Source organism: Leclercia sp. 1548 (assembly GCF_050435045.1).
GTDB lineage: Bacteria > Pseudomonadota > Gammaproteobacteria > Enterobacterales > Enterobacteriaceae > Enterobacter > Enterobacter adecarboxylatus.
On sequence record NZ_JBNDJP010000003.1, the window covers coordinates 310,206 to 327,794 of the forward strand.

The window sequence follows — 17,589 nt, forward strand, 5'->3', positions numbered from 1 at the left end:
AAAAATCACTAATGTTTATCCCCTTCCTGGCCGTTATAACCTAAGACAAATTTTGATGCCGAATTTTGCACTGACATATTTTGTCAGTCGCGCCGGCATAATTCACAGCACTGGCTAAAATAACAGGAAAGCTAATATGACAATTCCGACCAGGAGTCGCTCGGCTGAAAGGTTGGTAGATATTCTGCTGGAGCTTCATTTACACGGCGTGGTGAGCCGCCAGGCATTGATGCATAAATTTAATATTACTGAGCGCACGGTTTATCGCGATCTTAATGCACTTTCGCCCATTGTAGAGCGCTGCGGAGACGGGCAGTACCGGCTTATTCATGCCCGCCCGGGCCATGCAGAACCGGGTTTACATCATGTCATTGCTAACTTTCTGAATGTGGATGACTTTTTCCCGGCCACAGGCCGCGACTTCTGGGACAAGCTGGAGTCACGGGTCGAAGATAACCATATCATGATCTTCGGCAACGATGCCGAGCGTACAGGGCCAAAAGATATTCACAGCCTGTTAGCAGGCTTTGAAAAGGCGATTAAGGGCCAGCAGGTTTGCCATATCCTGTATAAAGGAAAATCGCGACAGATTAACCCCTATAAAGTAATTAACAAAAAGAACATATGGTATTTACAAGCCACCGAAGAAGAGCGTTTGAAATCGTTTTCTTTAAGCCTGGTGCAGTGGCTGGATATTCGCAGCGAAACCTTCACGCCGGATAATGACATCCTCGAACTGCTGGAAAAAAATCGCGATCCCTGGGTTAGCGAAGAGACGTTCGAAGTCGAGGTATTTATTCCCACCCACATTGCGCACTATTTCAAACGCCGCGATCTGCTGCCCGGCCAGGAAATTCTGGCGGAAGATAAGCAGGGCATCACCCTGCGCTGCCATGCCGCCCATGAGAACCAAATCCTGCCGCTGCTCTTCTACTGGCTGCCCAACATTCAGTTGCTGGAACCAGCCTGGCTGAAAACCTCATTTGTTAAAACGTTAGAAGATTACCTGGCAGCGGTCCCTGAGTCTGTGGATTAAGACGGGCGTTGCATTACAGACGACATACAACGGAGAAAAACATGGCCTTACCTTTTATCATTCTGGGCGTTGCGGCGGCGGCGACCGCTTTTGGCGGGAAAAAAGCATACGACGGTTACCAGAAAAAATCCGAAGCCAACGATATTTTTGATGGTGCCCAGGAGCGCTTTGATAATCGCAAAGAGACTTTCGAAGCGGCCAATACCCTCTCCTCGCAAAAGCTTGAACGACTGGGCGAGAAAGAGCTGCAAATCGGTACTGAATTCAAAGAATTCAACACCATCGCTAAAGCATTGTTAGAAAAAATGGCCAAAGAGGGACAGACCGATCTGAACGTGCAGGTTCCCCAGCATCGTCTGAACCAGATTGAAAAACTCTCTATCTCCGCAACTGAATTTTTGGGCACCGTCATTGGTGCAGGTACCTCTGGTGCTGCGGCAGGCTTTGCCGTCTACAGCGGGGTTATGGCGTTTGCGGCGGCCTCTACCGGCACGCCAATTGCTGCCCTCTCTGGTGCCGCTGCCTATAACGCCACCATGGCTGCTATCGGCGGCGGGTCTCTGGCAGCAGGCGGTTGGGGTATGGCTGGCGGCGCTATGGTGCTGGGCGGTGCCGTAGTGGCACCGTTGATCGCCATTATGGGCTGGGCTTACAACAACCATGCCGAAAAGGCGCTGGAAAATGCCCAGGAGATGGCACGCAAGGTGCGTAAAGCAATTGCTCAGATGGATCAGGCCGAAGCCCATCTGATCAACGTTAACCACTACGTGGATAGCATCTATCACTCGCTGGTACGCATGCATGAAAGTTTCGAACGTTATTTCGACATTCTGAAAGCGACCCATCAAAAAATTGCGGCGGGTCAGAAAGAGATTAACGAACCTGAATCCGTCCTGCGGGCAATTCAGAACGGGTACATGCTCGCCGCCATCATGACCGACGTCATCACCACTCCGCTGTTCAAACCGGTTACCAATGCCCAGGACGAGGCGGTGATCAATGACCAGGGCGTGATTGAGCTTGAAGTGGACGAAAACGGCATCAACGTGCTGAACAAACAGGCACTGGATAAGGCTCTGGAAACGTCAGACCAGGAATATATCCGCTTTTTAGCAAAAGCCTAACCTTGCTGCCGGGCTCCAGCCCGGCATACTGATTCAGGGAATGTCTCATGAGCACAACAACCTTCGACTGGGGAGCCGAGTTGCACACCACGGTCGTGAAAAGCCTGACCACTTCATTCGGGCTCGACTTTTTACTGTTCGAAGACAAAACCGGTGGTGATGTAAATACCATCCATAATGTCCGGCAAAACATTTATGGCACCGAAGCAGAGCGCCAGCGCTATGAACAGCGCGAAGACTACAACTCGACTCACTACCATCATCATAAAAATTACATCAATACCAACCGTGAGGGCAAAAAACAGCGCGAAGCGGGACACTTACAAGACAGCTACACCGGGGAGACCTTCGCCGCCAACGGTGTGACCAATCTCGATCACATCATTGCGGCCAACGAAATTCACCACGATGCCGGACGCATTCTGGCGGAGATGGACGGTGCCGACCTGGCGAATGACGCCAGCAACCTGACATTCACCAACGAATCGCTTAACAAGGCCAAAAAAGCCAAACCGATGAGCGATTTCATTAAGGTGTTACAGGCGGAATACCAGGCAACGACACAAGAAATCGCTGTACTGAAAAGCAAACCGGCACTCACGGAACAGGAACAGAAACGGCTGAAAAAGCTGGAGAATAAAGCCGGTGCCGATTTTGAAAAAATGCGCGAGGCGGATGAAAAAGCCCGGGCTCGTTACAATGCCACCCTGAGCCAGGCGTATTATACCAGCAGCAAATTTGCCCTGAATATCTCACAAGCGTCGTTAACTAACGGCTTCAAAATGGGCACACGTCAGATGCTGGGTCTGGTGCTGGCAGAGGTATGGTTCGAATTTCGCGAACGCATTCCGGCCATTATCCAGCGCCATCGTCACAACTTCCAGGCCAGCGATTTGATGGGCGATCTTGGCGATGCACTACGTGCCGTATGGGAGCGTATCCGCATAAAGTTCAAAGAATTTCTTATTGCCTTTAAAGACGGTGCCATCGGCGGCGTATTATCCACCGTCACGACCACCCTGATGAATATCGTCTTCACCACGCAAAAAATGGCGGTGAGGCTGATACGGGAGATGTGGAATAACCTGGTGCAGGCGTTGAAGCTGATGGTCTTTAACCCACAAAACCTGACGCCGGGCGAGCTGATGAAAGCGGTCAGCAAAATTATTACCGCCGGTGTTGCGGTAACTGCTGGCGTCATTATCAACGAGCAGTTGGCGACGCTTTTTGCCTTCCCCTTCGGTCCGGAACTGGCAGCGTTTTGTGGCGCGCTGGCGACCGGCCTGCTGACGTTGGTCATGCATTACTTTCTGGAACACAGCAGTGTCATGAAAAGCGTCTGGGCTTTTCTGGACCGCTTCCAGGATAAATTCCAGCGTGGCCTCGTGTATTACGAGAAGGTGAATATCGAGCTGGATCGCTACCTGAAGGAGCTGGCAGCCCTTGAGTTTTCAATGAATGCCGAAGAGCTGGCGTTTTTCTCCCACCACCTTAGCCTGGTCAACAGCGAGCTGGAGCGGGAGTTCATGCTGTGCCAGGAAATTGAACGGCGCAACATCGATCTGCCCTTTGAGGCAGGAAACCTTGCCTCGGTCAACGACTGGCTAAAATCCTTATGATTCTCACGCCAGCGTTCCCCTGCAATCAGTGCGGCGCCTGTTGCCGCCACGTTAACCGGGCCGATGAAACCCGGTTTCTCGACCGTGGCGACGGCATTTGCCGCCACTACTGCATGGAGACAAAGCTGTGCAGTATCTATGAAACTCGCCCCTTAATTTGCCAGGTGGAAAAACAGTTTGTGCTGAATTATCAGCAGCAGTACAGCTGGAGCGAGTTCATCGCGCTGAATCAGATCGCCTGTCAGGTACTTGAAACCCTGGACTAAGCCCCCGTATCACGTGATCCCCTTCACACAATTTTACCCCCTTACGGCGAGCCTCAACCACTCGCCCGCTTCTTTGACCGCTCATCCCGCCATATAACCACTCACCGATTTACTGTCCTTTACGCGCGTAAGGCTCTGGCAAGATCGCCTCAGCATTACTCACTTTCTCTCACAGCGAACCCTGATCCTTTTTCATCTAAAAAACCAGGTTTTATTATGGACATTAAAAAACTACTTAAGCACGTTCCCTGGCTGCTGCTCGGGATCCTCGGTGCCTGTTGTCTTGCCGTGGTTGCCCTGCGCCGCGGCGAGCACATCAGTGCCCTGTGGATCGTCGTGGCCTCGGTGTCGGTCTATCTGGTGGCGTACCGCTACTACAGTCTCTATATCGCGCAGAAGGTCATGAAGCTCGACCCGACACGTGCCACCCCGGCGGTCATTAACAATGACGGCCTGAACTACGTGCCAACCAACCGCTACGTGCTGTTTGGTCACCACTTTGCTGCCATCGCAGGCGCTGGCCCGCTGGTCGGCCCGGTGTTGGCTGCGCAGATGGGCTATCTGCCGGGTACGCTGTGGCTGCTGGCGGGCGTGGTGCTGGCGGGTGCGGTGCAAGACTTTATGGTGCTGTTTATCTCTTCCCGCCGTAACGGCGCGTCTCTGGGTGAGATGATCAAAGAAGAGATGGGCCGCGTGCCAGGCACCATCGCCCTGTTCGGCTGCTTCCTGATTATGATCATCATCCTGGCGGTGCTGGCCCTGATCGTGGTGAAAGCACTGGCGGAAAGCCCGTGGGGCGTGTTCACCGTCTGCTCCACCGTGCCGATTGCGCTGTTCATGGGGATCTACATGCGATTCCTGCGTCCGGGCCGCGTGGGTGAAGTCTCCGTAATCGGTATTGTGCTGCTGGTGGCCTCCATTTACTTCGGCGGCGTGATTGCTCACGACCCGTACTGGGGCCCGGCGCTGACCTTCAAAGACACCACCATCACCTTCGTGCTGGTTGGCTATGCCTTTGTCTCTGCCCTGCTGCCGGTATGGCTGATTCTGGCGCCACGTGACTACCTGGCTACCTTCCTGAAAATCGGCGTAATCGTCGGGCTGGCGATCGGCATTGTGATCATCAACCCAGAGCTGAAAATGCCTGCGGTGACCCAGTACGTTGACGGTACCGGTCCGCTGTGGAAAGGCGCCCTGTTCCCGTTCCTGTTTATTACTATCGCCTGTGGCGCGGTCTCTGGCTTCCATGCCCTGATTGCGTCCGGTACCACACCGAAGCTGCTGGCGAACGAAAACGACGCCCGTCTGATCGGTTATGGCGCAATGCTGATGGAGTCCTTCGTGGCGATCATGGCGCTGGTGGCGGCATCCATCATCGAGCCTGGTCTCTATTTCGCGATGAACACCCCACCGGCAGGCCTGGGCATTACCATGCCAAACCTGCATGAGATGGGCGGTGACAACGCGGCGCTGATCATGGCGCAGTTGAAAGATGCAAGCGCCCACGCGGCAGCAACCGTCAGCTCCTGGGGCTTTGTGATCTCCCCTGAGCAGATCATGCAGACCGCGAAAGACATCGGCGAACCGTCGGTTCTGAACCGTGCCGGTGGCGCACCAACCCTGGCGGTAGGTATCGCCCACGTGTTCCACAAAGTGCTGCCGTGGGCAGACATGGGCTTCTGGTACCACTTCGGTATTCTGTTCGAAGCGCTGTTTATCCTTACCGCGCTGGACGCCGGTACGCGTGCAGGCCGCTTTATGCTCCAGGACTTGCTGGGTAACTTCGTGCCGTTCCTGAAGAAAACCGACTCGCTGGTGGCCGGTATTCTGGGTACGGCGGGCTGCGTCGGTCTGTGGGGCTACCTGCTGTATCAGGGCGTGGTCGATCCGCTGGGCGGCGTGAAGAGCCTGTGGCCGCTGTTCGGTATCTCTAACCAGATGCTGGCGGCCGTTGCCCTGGTGCTCGGCACCGTGGTGCTGGTGAAGATGAAGCGCACCAAGTACATCTGGGTGACCGTGGTACCTGCCCTGTGGCTGCTGCTCTGCACCACCTGGGCGCTGGGCCTGAAACTGTTCAGCACCAACCCGCAGCTGGAAGGCTTCTTCTTTATGGCTAACCAGTATAAAGAGAAGATTGCCGCAGGCGGCGGTGACCTGACCGCGCAGCAGATTGCCAACATGAACCATATCGTGGTGAACAACTACACCAACGCGGGTCTGAGCATTCTGTTCCTGGTAGTGGTCTACAGCATCATCTTCTACGGCATTAAAACCTGGATGAAAGTGCGTAACGCCGACGGTCGTACGGATAAAGAGACCCCGTATGTGCCCGTACCGGAAGGCGGCGTGAAGACCTCTTCACACCACTAATCCACAAACAACCCCTCACCCCAGCCCTCTTCCCAAAAGGGAGAGGGTGTCAATATTCCCTCTCCCCTTGGGGAGAGGATCAGGGTGAGGGGCTTTTCCTGTCTGGAACCCGCAATGTTTGGTAACTTAGGCGAAGCAAAAAAATATCTCGGTCAGGCGGCGAAAATGCTGATTGGCATCCCGGACTATGACAACTACGTTGAACATATGAAGACCAACCACCCGGATAAGCCGTACATGACCTACAACGAATTCTTCCGCGAGCGTCAGGAAGCGCGCTACGGCGGAGGAGGAGAAGGCGGCGTACGCTGCTGCTAAAGGAGAGACCATGACACCGATTGCCGTTACCCTGCTCACCGGCTTTCTTGGCGCGGGCAAAACCACCCTGCTGCGCCACATCCTCAACGAACAACACGGCTTTAAAATCGCGGTTATCGAAAATGAGTTCGGCGAAGTCTCCGTTGATGACCAGCTGATTGGCGATCGCGCTACCCAGATCAAAACCCTGACCAACGGTTGCATCTGCTGCACCCGCTCGAATGAACTCGAAGACGCCCTGCTCGACCTGCTCGACAGCCGCGACCGCGGTGAGATCGACTTCGACCGTCTGGTGATTGAGTGCACCGGCATGGCCGATCCCGGCCCGATTATTCAGACCTTCTTCTCCCACGAGATCCTCTGCCAGCGCTACCTGCTGGACGGCGTGATTGCCCTGGTTGACGCGGTACACGCCGACGACCAGATGAACCAGTTCACCATCGCCCAGTCGCAGGTAGGCTACGCCGACCGCATCCTGCTGACCAAAACCGACGTAGCGGGTGAGAGCGAGACGCTGCGCGAGCGGCTGACGCGCATCAATTCACGCGCCCCGATTTACACCGTGACGCATGGCGATATCGATCTCGCCCAACTGTTCAACACCAACGGCTTTATGCTGGAAGAGAATGTCACCGCGAAGCCGCGCTTCCACTTCATGGCCGATAAGCAAAACGACGTCTCGTCGATTGTGGTTGAACTGGATTACCCGGTGGATATCAGCGAAGTCTCCCGCGTGATGGAGAACCTGCTGCTGTCGTTTGCCGACAAGCTGCTGCGCTACAAAGGGATGCTGTGGATCGACGGCGAACCGAATCGCCTGCTGTTCCAGGGCGTGCAGCGCCTCTACAGCGCCGACTGGGATCGCCCGTGGGGCGACGAGCCGCCGCACAGCGTGATGGTCTTTATTGGCCTGAAACTGCCGGAAGATGAGATTCGGGCGGCCTTTGCGGGCTTGAAAAAATAAATGCTGCACTCCCTTTAATAACCAAAGGGAGTGCCTGTTTTATAACCAAATAACCATGAGTCAATGTAAATAAAGGTTATAAACTGTAAAACTAAAAATAGATGGCGTAATGATAGTAGTGATTATTAATTCGTTTCTGGCTGTTATTAACGCGCTATTCAGTGTCTGTTTAGGCAATAAAGTAAATCGATCTTAAACACGGCAAAATCAATGATTGACCCCGCCGCAAATTCACCATTGCGCAACAATATCCCCGAAACAAATTTACACAATCAGCATAAAACCGCGGCCCCCGTCACATTTGCAGTCATAAACATCGCTTGTTAAGGTGCCCTCAGATTAATTTGATGACGAGGCATAAAACATGAAAAAACTGAATATTCTTCTTCTTTCTGCTCTGACCGCTGTATCGGGTTCCGCACTGGCAATGGGCGGTAGCATTGAGCAGGGTAAAAACTTTACCAACCTGAATCTGGAAATGGGTAAATCCTCATCTGGCCTGTATGCAGAGAGCAACTGGCTGAAGAACACCGATGACGGTACCCAGACCGGCGGCGTTGGCGCAGGTTACAACCTGGAAGTTGGCCCGGTAATGCTGAACGCAGGCGCAAAAGCGATCTACATCGGCCCGAAAAAAGGCGATAACGGCGTGGCCTTCCCAATCGGCGGCGGTGTGAACGTTGCGCTGACCGACAGCATCCACGTATACGGTGAAGGTTATGTTGCACCAGACGGCCTGAACAACAGCGTTAAAAACTACGTTGAAGCCAACGGCGGTGTAAGCTGGACGCCAATTACGCCGGTAACGCTGAAAGTGGGCTACCGCCACGTAAGCGTTGACGGCAAAGACGGTCGTCCAAACCACACGCTGATTGACGGTGCCTATGTTGGCGGCGGTGTGACCTTCTAAGGTTCCGTACAGCCTTTGTTGCCGGGTGGCGCTACGCTACCCGGCCGACAAAACTCCTGGCCCGTGCAGGCGCAGCGCCGCCGGGCAACATTGCCCGGTCGCACTTAGTCAGGGCAAACCGCCTCCACGCTTACCGCTGCACCTGTAAAATCTCCTGCGACTCCTGATGCGCTGCCACCTCCTGCGGGGTTAACCACAAGGGTTTACGCCCAAAGGTTTCATACAGTTTCTGCTGATCGCGATAATGTTTATCCGGCGTGCCGTCCGGGGCGATAAAGCCACTCTGACCGGGTGCCATTACATCCCACGCCAGCACCGGCGCTTCCTGCGATGTCGGCGAGAAAACAATCATGTCGTTTTCCGTGCCGCGATTCTGGTACTCCGCCTGATGCACGGCCTCTTCCGGTGCCGCCTGTGGAACACCAAAGAAGTTATTGGCGCGGAAGGTCAACGCCATCGCCGGGGTTTTCCACTGCGCGATATCAGTGCCGTACTGCTGCGACAGCGTCTGCCAGGTCTGCTGCAGGGCATCAAGGATCACCTCCTGTTGCGGCCTGCCGCCAAACATATCCACCGCCTGTGGGATTGGGGATTTATCACCCTGCAACGCCTCATACAGCAGTTTCGCCCCCACGCTGATATTCAGTGACCCGGTCGGCCCGTCCTGCGTGGTTTCGTAGCCGCTGGCGCTATACCATTTATCGAACGGCTGCGGCACGGCCGCTGCTACGGTCTTTTTCAGCATGCTGGTCAGCCAGACGTTTAAAATCGCCGACCCCGGCTGTTGCAGGGTTTTGCCATCATTGTTGAGGTGATTCACGCCATCCCAGTCGCTAAGCGATTTCACCAGCTGCTGGCGCGGATCGCTGGCAGACAGCTGCGCAGTAGCGTTTTGCAGGGCGGGCAAGAACAGCCGACGGGTGAGATCCTGACGGCTGGTCTGCCGGATCAGATCCCAGGCCTGCTCGTAGGTAAAGGTCGGTTGTTTATCGATAAGTCGGGCGATCTCGGTGACCCGATCCGCTCCGCCCCATAAAAAGGCAAACAGATCTGACGCCGGATACCCCTGCTGGGGCGAGTTGTTCCAGTTGGCGATATAGCCCGATTTCGGGTTATAGACTTTAGGATTGAGATCAAACGGCAGCAGCCCCTGCCAGTCCCACTTCCCGGTTCCCGGCACCGGGAGGCGCGGATCGTGTCCCGGCTGACGCTGCGGGTAAGCCCCGCCATGCACATAGCCGATGTTGCCGTCGATATCGGCGTAGTACCAATTGATGGTCAGCGCCTGCTTCGCCGCCTGCCGGGTCCACTCCTGCCAGTTTTTGGCCTTCATCTGGTGCGTCCAGGCCAGCAGGGATGCCACCTCTTTGCCATCCCAGGCGCGGGCTTTGGCATAAGCCGTCTGGGTGGCGGTGTCGGTTTTGATCACGTTGCCATGCACGGTGCGATAGACGGTAAACGTCTCCGGCTGCCCGTCTTTGACGGCAATGGTTTCCTCCCGGCTGAGCATGCTGATCCACTCGCCGTTATGCAGGTAATACCCTGGTTTATCGGCAGAGAGCTGTTCTGCAAAAATGTCGACATCATCGCCGAACCCGGCCGTTGAACCCCAGGAAATCGTGCCATTGTGGCCGAATACCAGCCCCGGATACGCGAACGGTGTATTGCCGGTAACATCATAACCCGCGCCGTGCAGCCCAATGCCGTAGGTGTAGGCCGGGGCATACCAGCCGAACTGCGGGCCGTTGACCATGATCGCTTTCGCATCCTGAGTTTTGCCCTTACCCAGCACCCACATATTGCTGGTGGTGGGATAGCCTGCCAGGCCATTGGCACCGCCGTGAGCAAACTGCGCCATGATGGTCTCGCGATTTTGCGCCGACGTCAGCGCGAGCAGGCCGCCGTCATCACCTTTGGCCGGTCGATCCAGCATGGGTGGTGACATATCGTAACGGGGCAACAGGGCGGCGGTTTGCGTGGTGTGGAGATCGAACTTAACCGGATACTGGCTCTCTTGGGGGGCGATGGTGGTAGGTGCCGCCGGGTTCACCAGCCATTTCAGCTGGTTAAAGACCGCCATCCCTTTGTCACCGTATTTATCTTTTAGCGCAGTCAGCAGGGCAAGGTTATCGATTTCGCTGGTGGCATCTGAAAAACGGTTCGCCATGGTGCCCACGAAGACCATCGCCACATCAAAGGCTTCCCAGTGTTTCGGCGTGAAACCAAAGGTCGTGAACTGCTTCGGCAGCAGTTTGTCTGGGTCGCGGTTTACCCGATCGATCCAGGCGTTCATCCCGTCGGCATAGCCCTGCAGAATGGCTTTGTCATCTGCGCTGAGCGCGGCGATTTGCTGGCGGATTGAATCAGGCCAGTAGTTCTGACGGATATCCTTGTCGAATTTAACAAAGGTCTTGCCGAGGACTTCTGCCACCTGTCCCTGGGTACTGCGCCGTGCCATATCCATCTGGAACAGACGATCCTGCGCCACAACATAGCCGTAGCCATAAAAAAGACGGTAGGTATCATCGGCGTAAATATGGGGCATACCGTACTCATCACGTACGATTTTTACTGCGGTTGAGGCGCTTTCCGCCTGCGTTGTCAGAGTCCATGAACAGGCCAGGGAAGCCACAATACAGTTCACGATCATACGGTTTCTGTTTATCATTGTATCCTCTTGCAGGTGTATGATTAGCGAATTCATACTAGCAACAGGCCAATGGTTAGCCAGAATGGCGGGATGGTTTGTCTGCGAACTGTGAGGTGGCTAGCTAATTTACGACACAATTATTACGCCATATCACATTTATGCGAATCACTTATAAAGGGCGGCAGGCGTGTTCCCTCTCCCTTGTGGGGAGAGGGTGAGGGGAAGGGAGAATACCTAGCGGCGGATCACCACCAGCTTCTGGTTCACAAACTCTTTAATCCCCAGATCCGACAGCTCACGGCCGTAGCCGGAGCGCTTCACGCCGCCAAACGGCAGCTCTGGTGCGGTATCGGTAAGCCAGTTGATCCACACCATCCCGGTCTCGATTCTCGAGGCCATTTTTTTGGCGCGATCGATATCTTTACTGAACACCGCGCCGCCCAGACCATAGTGGGAGTCGTTGGCGAGTTTCACCGCCTCGTCATCGTTTTTGACCACGTAGACCTGCGCCACCGGCCCAAAGAACTCTTCAAAATAGGCCGGGTTATCGCGGGTAATGTTAGTCAGAATGGTCGGCTCAAAGAAGCTGCCCTCGCGCTGCACCGGCTTGCCGCCGTAATGCAGCGTCGCGCCATTTTTCACTGCCTCATCCACCTGTTTCGTCAGGGTCTCAAGCGCCTCTTTCGAGGACAGCGGCCCCAGGCGGGTGTTTTCATCAAGCGGATCGCCGATGGTAATCGCGCGGAATGCCTCGGTGTATTTCGTCAGGAACTGCTCCGCGACCTTCTCATGCACGATAAAGCGCTTGGCGGCTGTACAGACCTGTCCGGCATTGGCCAGGCGCGCGTTGACGCCGATCTTCACCGCTTTCTCCAGATCCGCATCGTCCAGCACCACGAACACGTCGTTGCCGCCCAGTTCGAGGGTCGATTTTTTGATGTGCTTCGCTGCCTGCGCAGCCACGATGCTACCCGCCTTCTCCGACCCGGTCAGGGCCGCACCCTGCACGCGATCGTCGGCAATGATGTTCGCCACCTGATCGGAAGAGATAAACAGGTTGGTCCATGCCCCGTCCGGCGCACCGGCTTCACGCACCAGATGGGCGAAGGTCTCTGCACAGTGCGGAACGATGCTGGCATGTTTGGCGAGCACAGGGTTACCTGCCGCCAGGTTCGGGGCCAGCACGCGCATCAGCTGGTAATAAGGGAAGTTCCACGGTTCCACGGCCATCACCACGCCGATGGGGTGATGCTCTACCCAGGCTTCGCCCATCTCAGACGGGTATTTCACCGGGGCGAGAAATTGTTTGGCGTTATCCGCATAGTAGCGAGCGATCTGCGCGCAGAGTTTGACCTCACCGCGGCTCTGGGCAATCAGTTTACCCATCTCCACGCTGGCGATTTTAGCCAGCTCTTCGGTACGGGAATCAATCAGATCTGCCAGCTTGTGCAGCACCGCCAGGCGTTTGGCGATGCTGCCCTTCGACCAGTCGGAGTGGTAGAGCGCATCGGCGGTGCTCAGCGCCGCCTCGACATCAGCATCGGTATGAGAAGAGTATTCTTTGATGAGTTTGTTGTTGGCAGGATTCACTGTCTGATAGGCCATTGTTGCCTCCTTTTTTACCGCGTTGGGTATTAAGGGTAGTCAAAATGGCTGGGTTTGCAGGTAAAGTTAGGTATATAGCGCACGCCACCCTGCGGATGGAGTGAGGGTTTAACACCTTACAGCCCCGCCTTTTAAGCGACGCAGCGTTCGTTCCAGCTATCTTTAAAGACGATGTTTCCGTCAACATACTTCCACTGAATAGACTCGTAGCGAAGCTCAATATTTTCTAAATGGGTGCCTGTACCAGAACCTGGATGAAGGCCGGGTGTAATGCCCGTGATTTTTACATTTTCCATATAGATATTAAAATATTCAACCTCCCTTCCCGCATCTACTGTTTGATACATTTTGATTTCTGCTGACTTTAAGGTGTACCCACGACTAATTGCGCGATATAAGAGTGGTGTTATACGATCAAATTCTTTTTGTATCAAAACTGGCGTATGGATTCGCGTGCCGGTTAATTTCCCCGTATGTGAATCTGTCGGGATAGTCATGTGATGAGACAATGATTTTATCTCGATGGATCCTACACGGCCCAATACGCAGCATCCTCCCACAATAGGCGATCCATTTTCATCTGTTAACCATAAATAAGCAGGATTAGACATTATATTTCCCTATTCTCTATTTTTGTTTCTGTCACGGTAGCTTTCTAAAAAGCTTACGACTTTTGAACATATGTAGAATATTATCAACCATAAAACAGCATAAACGAACTTCATGGGCCACGCGACAGGCAGCATAATGCACAGTATAAAGCCACCTATAAATAAAACGGATTCGAAAAAATTCCAGACATGAATGATTGCCCACGCAAACACGTTCAAAAAATACTTATAAAAAAATGAGATAGCTCTATTATTTACCATTTAATTTATGCCCAACAATTTCTATTATTTTATTAAAATGAGGCTGTCCCAGTTGGTTTCCTATGTGAATGGCTTCTACAAACGGTTTTACAGCAGGTTCAAAAAGAAAGTAGGTTAGATCATAATCATGAGGGTGAAGTAACTCATATGTTTCAGGAGCCTGGATAGCAAGCGCTTCAGAAACGCTAATGGAACGTTCAGCCATCCCGCCAACAAGCAATAACATAGTGACTTTGCCGATCCCGTTATTTGCTTGCTTTGCACTAATGAACGATACCCGCGTGAGGACTGCGGCACCTATTGATGAAATAATATTTGCGGCAGCGAGACGACCAGCAATGGATGAAACAACTGCGCGATATACACTATCTTGTTGGCTTACCGTAAGATAAGTATTAAATCTTTCAAATATTTTCTTAACTGCATTTGTGATGTGCTCGTAATTTAAAATATCGTTATGAATGGCCTCTGCCATGCGAATGCGCTGAGTTTGATGAGCAAAACGCGAATCCGTATCAAAATAGCCCAAAGCAAGATAGCCTAAATCAAGCGGAACGGTAAGTGCCCCATTTATTAATCCAGGAATGATACCTGGCGACACGATTATATCGTAAATCCGGTTAGCAACCTTTTTCACATCATCCGTAGCTATATTTCCAACAAACAAAGCGGTATCAACCATGATATCCTTCTCCCTGAGTCACTCTCTTGCTTTATATCACCCTATCGAGGCGATGCAAGCATTTATTAGTCTGTAACCACACCCATTCATAATGATTATTATTAATATGCTTCTTATATATTATTACTGGAATATTCTTCAACGCGCTTTTATACGCCGCATGGCTTCATATTCAGACGCGCTTAATATCCTTCCCTCACATGTTCGAGCCACCCCATAGCATCGACATCAATACACGCCCAAGCCAGGTAACGAAGAGGGGAATCGTCGCTGCCATCATGCTATAACTCTGTTACCCCTCCGATCGGTATTCGCCATGACCTACACACGCCATGTTAATCAGACCTTCCTTCGCCAGCCCGGCGTTGAACTGCGTAGCACCTGGCAAAGCACGCAGGCCTACAAGCGCCATAGCCATGCGCAGCTCTCCATTGGCGCTATTCTGGAGGGGCAGACCTGCTGCACCTGCAACGGCGAACCGTTCACCCTTTATCCGGGCGATCTGATCGTCATACCCGCGCATATGCCGCACAGCTGTAACCCGGTAGCAGAACAGCCGCGCAGCTACCATATGCTGTATCTGGAGACCGACCATCAGCCCGCCCTGCAGGTGATCCGCAGCGAGGCGCTGTTTCGCCAGTATCTGACAGTCGTGGAGACACTCTCGGCGACGGCCATCGACAGGTTTCTCACCCTGCTGACCACCCGGCCAACGCCGCCCGTCCCGTTGCGGCCCACCAGCCTTGCGCTTCAGCAGACGTTACGTCACAGCCTGCAAACCCCGCCGTCGTTGGACGCCTTAGCCCAGCGCTTTTCGCTGCGCAAAGAGACGCTTATCAGAACCTTTAAGCAGGATACAGGCCTGACGCCCGGCACTTTCCTGAACGTTACCCGGATAGAGTTCGCCAAAGCACGTCTGCGCGCCGGGGATGATATTGCTGATGTCAGCTATCAGAGCGGCTTTGCCGATCAGAGCCACTTCCATAAAACCTTTGTCAGCTATACGGCCGCTACACCGCGCCAGTACGCCACCGGGCGATCAATATCCGACAATAATTAGCGCTCGCGTCAGCGTAGCCTGACCTCAGTTTTGCTGATGAGGTCACTATGGAACTGCTTACCACTCTCTTTCCCCCCGCATTTTTGGCTCTCGCGCTGGCGCATTTTGTCGCCCTGCTCAGCCCCGGCCCGGATTTCTTTCTGCTGATGGGATTCGCCGCCCGCCATCGTCTGCGCGGCAGTGCCGGGTTATGCGTGGGGATCGCCGCAGGCAACGCGCTGTACATCCTGCTGGTCATCGTTGGCTCAAGTGCGCTGCGCCAGTTCACGCCGCTTTTTAGCGCCATTGAACTCCTGGGCGCACTGTATCTGCTGTGGATTGGCTGGCATCTGGTGCGCAGCCAGCCTGGAACGCTTGCTCTCAACCATACCGAATCGGCCTGTCCTGGCTGGCGCAGACAACTCCTCCTCGGGCTGGGTTCCGCGGTGTTAAACCCGAAAAACGCACTGTTTTATCTGGCGCTGATGACCGCGCTGCTCGGGCCGGACGTGACGCTGCTTCAGCAATCGGTCAGCGGGATCTGGATGGTCACGGTGGTGCTGGTGTGGGATTTGGCGGTGGTAATCTTTATCGCCCTGCCCAGCGTACAACGGCGGTTAAGTAACAACATCTGGAAAATCGAGCGCCTGGCGGGCGTCGTGCTGATGGTGTTCGGTGCAGGGATCCTGTGGCGATTTTTCACCTCAGTCTGAATGCGGTAACACCTCGGGTGGCGGCTTCGCCTTTCCTGGCCTGGAAAACACACATCGTAGCCCCGGTAAGCACAGCGCCATCGGGGCAAAATGCCTGCTCCCTTGCCCCTTCGCCTTTTCTCCCTCTATCCTTAACCCTATGGAAAAACTCGCTGAACTCAAACGCGCCAAGCTTCTGGCGCTGTCGCTGCTGCTGATTGCCGCCGCGACCTTTATCGCCACCCTCTTTCTGCCGCAGACCTTCTGGGTACGGGGGGTGAAGGCCATTGCCGAAGCAGCCATGGTCGGTGCGCTGGCAGACTGGTTTGCCGTGGTGGCCCTGTTCCGCCGGGTGCCGATCCCGTTTATCTCGCGGCATACGGCGATTATCCCGCGCAATAAAGATCGGATTGGCGACAATCTCGGCCAGTTCGTGCAGGAAAAATTCCTTGATACCCAGTCGCTGGTGGCGCTCATCCGCCAGCACGAACCGGCGTTGCTCATCGGCAACTGGTTCAGCAAGCCGGATAACGCCCAGCGCGTCGGGCAGCACATCATGCAGGTGATGAGCGGTTTCCTCGAGCTGACCGACGACGGGCGCATTCAACGCATGCTTAAACGGGCGGTGCATAAGGCGCTGGATAAGGTCGATTTCAGTGAAACCAGCGCCGCCATGCTGGAGAGCATGACCAAAAACGACCGTCACCAGGTGCTGCTGGATGCGGTGATTAATCGCCTGATCACGCTCCTGCAGCGCGACAGCACCCGCGACTTTATCGCCGCGCAAATCGTCCAATGGCTGAAGACCGAGCATCCGCGCAAGGCGATGATTTTGCCCACCGAGTGGCTGGGGGATCAGAGCGCCGAGCTGGTCTCGAATGCGGTGAATGCCATTCTGGATGACGTCAGCCACGACCGCACCCACCAGATCCGTCAGGCCTTCGATCGCGCGGTGCTGAAGCTGGTGGATAATCTAAAAAACGATCCGGAAACCGCGGCCAAAGCCGAGAACATCAAAGAGTATCTGAAGAACGACGAGGCCTTTAACCGCTATCTGGGCGAGATGTGGGGCGACCTGCGTCAGTGGCTGAAAGCTGACATGCAGAGCGACGACTCCCGCGTCAAACAGCGCCTCGCCAATGCCGGGCTGTGGTTCGGTGAAACCCTGGTGGCGGATACCAACCTGCGAGCCTCACTAAATGAACATCTGGAGCAGGCCGCTCATCGGGTGGCACCGGATTTTGCCCGGTTCCTCACCCGCCATATCAGCGACACGGTTAAAGGCTGGGATGCCAAAGATATGTCCCGGCAGATTGAGCTGAACATCGGTAAAGATCTGCAGTTTATCCGCGTCAACGGCACCCTGGTGGGCGGCACCATCGGGCTGATTCTGTTCCTGCTCTCACAATTGCCCGATGTGCTGCCGCTGCTTACCCGGTAAT

At 54.4% G+C, this 17,589-nt stretch carries 15 protein-coding genes; 11 read left to right on the forward strand and 4 right to left on the reverse strand.

What is annotated here, in order from left to right; genetic code table 11:
• Positions 1 to 136: 136 nt before the first annotated feature.
• The 8 genes from ABIE02_RS10990 to ABIE02_RS11025 all read left to right on the forward strand — a co-directional run bounded on the left by ABIE02_RS10990 (position 137) and on the right by ABIE02_RS11025 (position 8,607).
• Positions 137 to 1,036, forward strand: coding sequence for a helix-turn-helix transcriptional regulator (locus ABIE02_RS10990; protein ID WP_150870147.1), 900 nt, complete (start codon positions 137 to 139; stop codon positions 1,034 to 1,036).
• 41 nt (positions 1,037 to 1,077) lie between these two features.
• Entirely contained in the window at positions 1,078 to 2,160 is a 1,083-nt protein-coding gene (locus tag ABIE02_RS10995; RefSeq protein WP_059308805.1) for a hypothetical protein, read from the forward strand.
• Between the two features lie 47 nt (positions 2,161 to 2,207).
• The gene (locus ABIE02_RS11000; RefSeq protein ID WP_285126894.1) at positions 2,208 to 3,779 is read left to right on the forward strand and encodes a cobalamin adenosyltransferase; all 1,572 of its coding nucleotides are present in this window, start codon (positions 2,208 to 2,210) and stop codon (positions 3,777 to 3,779) included.
• Positions 3,776 to 4,045: a YkgJ family cysteine cluster protein gene (locus ABIE02_RS11005; protein WP_059308807.1), complete on the forward strand. Its 270-nt coding sequence runs from the start codon at positions 3,776 to 3,778 to the stop codon at positions 4,043 to 4,045. Before ABIE02_RS11000 ends, ABIE02_RS11005 begins: the two co-directional genes overlap by 4 nt.
• A 216-nt stretch (positions 4,046 to 4,261) precedes the next feature.
• Entirely contained in the window at positions 4,262 to 6,415 is a 2,154-nt protein-coding gene (locus ABIE02_RS11010; protein ID WP_032616355.1) for a carbon starvation CstA family protein, read from the forward strand.
• Between the two features lie 114 nt (positions 6,416 to 6,529).
• Complete coding sequence (locus ABIE02_RS11015; RefSeq protein WP_032616354.1) at positions 6,530 to 6,733, forward strand: YbdD/YjiX family protein; 204 nt, start codon at positions 6,530 to 6,532, stop codon at positions 6,731 to 6,733.
• Positions 6,734 to 6,743: 10 nt separating this feature from the next.
• Positions 6,744 to 7,697, forward strand: a complete 954-nt coding sequence (gene yjiA / locus ABIE02_RS11020) for a GTPase (RefSeq protein WP_336994898.1) — start codon at positions 6,744 to 6,746, stop codon at positions 7,695 to 7,697.
• A 364-nt stretch (positions 7,698 to 8,061) separates the two neighbouring features.
• Complete coding sequence (locus tag ABIE02_RS11025) at positions 8,062 to 8,607, forward strand: YfaZ family outer membrane protein (protein ID WP_130587890.1); 546 nt, start codon at positions 8,062 to 8,064, stop codon at positions 8,605 to 8,607.
• Positions 8,608 to 8,737: 130 nt separating this feature from the next.
• Here the strand turns inward: ABIE02_RS11025 and ABIE02_RS11030 are convergent, their stop codons facing one another.
• From ABIE02_RS11030 to ABIE02_RS11045, 4 genes are all read right to left on the reverse strand, one after another.
• On the reverse strand, positions 8,738 to 11,275 hold the full coding sequence (locus tag ABIE02_RS11030; RefSeq protein WP_336994899.1) for a penicillin G acylase: 2,538 nt from the start codon (positions 11,273 to 11,275) through the stop codon (positions 8,738 to 8,740).
• 216 nt (positions 11,276 to 11,491) lie between these two features.
• The gene (locus ABIE02_RS11035; RefSeq protein WP_285126897.1) at positions 11,492 to 12,862 is read right to left on the reverse strand and encodes an NAD-dependent succinate-semialdehyde dehydrogenase; all 1,371 of its coding nucleotides are present in this window, start codon (positions 12,860 to 12,862) and stop codon (positions 11,492 to 11,494) included.
• Positions 12,863 to 12,993: 131 nt separating this feature from the next.
• Entirely contained in the window at positions 12,994 to 13,473 is a 480-nt protein-coding gene (locus ABIE02_RS11040; RefSeq protein WP_336994900.1) for an Hcp family type VI secretion system effector, read from the reverse strand.
• 250 nt (positions 13,474 to 13,723) lie between these two features.
• The gene (locus ABIE02_RS11045) at positions 13,724 to 14,416 is read right to left on the reverse strand and encodes a hypothetical protein (RefSeq protein ID WP_336994901.1); all 693 of its coding nucleotides are present in this window, start codon (positions 14,414 to 14,416) and stop codon (positions 13,724 to 13,726) included.
• Between the two features lie 316 nt (positions 14,417 to 14,732).
• On the opposite strand from ABIE02_RS11045, the gene ABIE02_RS11050 reads away from it, so the two are divergent.
• From ABIE02_RS11050 to ABIE02_RS11060, 3 genes are all read left to right on the forward strand, one after another.
• Positions 14,733 to 15,476, forward strand: coding sequence for a helix-turn-helix transcriptional regulator (locus tag ABIE02_RS11050; protein ID WP_336994902.1), 744 nt, complete (start codon positions 14,733 to 14,735; stop codon positions 15,474 to 15,476).
• Between the two features lie 47 nt (positions 15,477 to 15,523).
• Positions 15,524 to 16,168, forward strand: coding sequence for a LysE family translocator (locus tag ABIE02_RS11055; protein ID WP_336994903.1), 645 nt, complete (start codon positions 15,524 to 15,526; stop codon positions 16,166 to 16,168).
• Positions 16,169 to 16,307: 139 nt separating this feature from the next.
• The gene (locus ABIE02_RS11060; protein WP_059308816.1) at positions 16,308 to 17,588 is read left to right on the forward strand and encodes a DUF445 domain-containing protein; all 1,281 of its coding nucleotides are present in this window, start codon (positions 16,308 to 16,310) and stop codon (positions 17,586 to 17,588) included.
• Position 17,589 lies beyond the last annotated feature (1 nt).

Bases quoted from the DNA above. Each gene is read 5' to 3' on its own strand.
- ABIE02_RS10990 (WP_150870147.1), top strand. From the start codon at position 137: ATGACAATTCCGACCAGGAGTCGCTCGGCTGAAAGGTTGGTAGATATT.
- ABIE02_RS10995 (WP_059308805.1), top strand. From the start codon at position 1,078: ATGGCCTTACCTTTTATCATTCTGGGCGTTGCGGCGGCGGCGACCGCT.
- ABIE02_RS11000 (WP_285126894.1), top strand. From the start codon at position 2,208: ATGAGCACAACAACCTTCGACTGGGGAGCCGAGTTGCACACCACGGTC.
- ABIE02_RS11005 (WP_059308807.1), top strand. From the start codon at position 3,776: ATGATTCTCACGCCAGCGTTCCCCTGCAATCAGTGCGGCGCCTGTTGC.
- ABIE02_RS11010 (WP_032616355.1), top strand. From the start codon at position 4,262: ATGGACATTAAAAAACTACTTAAGCACGTTCCCTGGCTGCTGCTCGGG.
- ABIE02_RS11015 (WP_032616354.1), top strand. From the start codon at position 6,530: ATGTTTGGTAACTTAGGCGAAGCAAAAAAATATCTCGGTCAGGCGGCG.
- yjiA (WP_336994898.1), top strand. From the start codon at position 6,744: ATGACACCGATTGCCGTTACCCTGCTCACCGGCTTTCTTGGCGCGGGC.
- ABIE02_RS11025 (WP_130587890.1), top strand. From the start codon at position 8,062: ATGAAAAAACTGAATATTCTTCTTCTTTCTGCTCTGACCGCTGTATCG.
- ABIE02_RS11030 (WP_336994899.1), bottom strand. From the start codon at position 11,275: ATGATAAACAGAAACCGTATGATCGTGAACTGTATTGTGGCTTCCCTG.
- ABIE02_RS11035 (WP_285126897.1), bottom strand. From the start codon at position 12,862: ATGGCCTATCAGACAGTGAATCCTGCCAACAACAAACTCATCAAAGAA.
- ABIE02_RS11040 (WP_336994900.1), bottom strand. From the start codon at position 13,473: ATGTCTAATCCTGCTTATTTATGGTTAACAGATGAAAATGGATCGCCT.
- ABIE02_RS11045 (WP_336994901.1), bottom strand. From the start codon at position 14,416: ATGGTTGATACCGCTTTGTTTGTTGGAAATATAGCTACGGATGATGTG.
- ABIE02_RS11050 (WP_336994902.1), top strand. From the start codon at position 14,733: ATGACCTACACACGCCATGTTAATCAGACCTTCCTTCGCCAGCCCGGC.
- ABIE02_RS11055 (WP_336994903.1), top strand. From the start codon at position 15,524: ATGGAACTGCTTACCACTCTCTTTCCCCCCGCATTTTTGGCTCTCGCG.
- ABIE02_RS11060 (WP_059308816.1), top strand. From the start codon at position 16,308: ATGGAAAAACTCGCTGAACTCAAACGCGCCAAGCTTCTGGCGCTGTCG.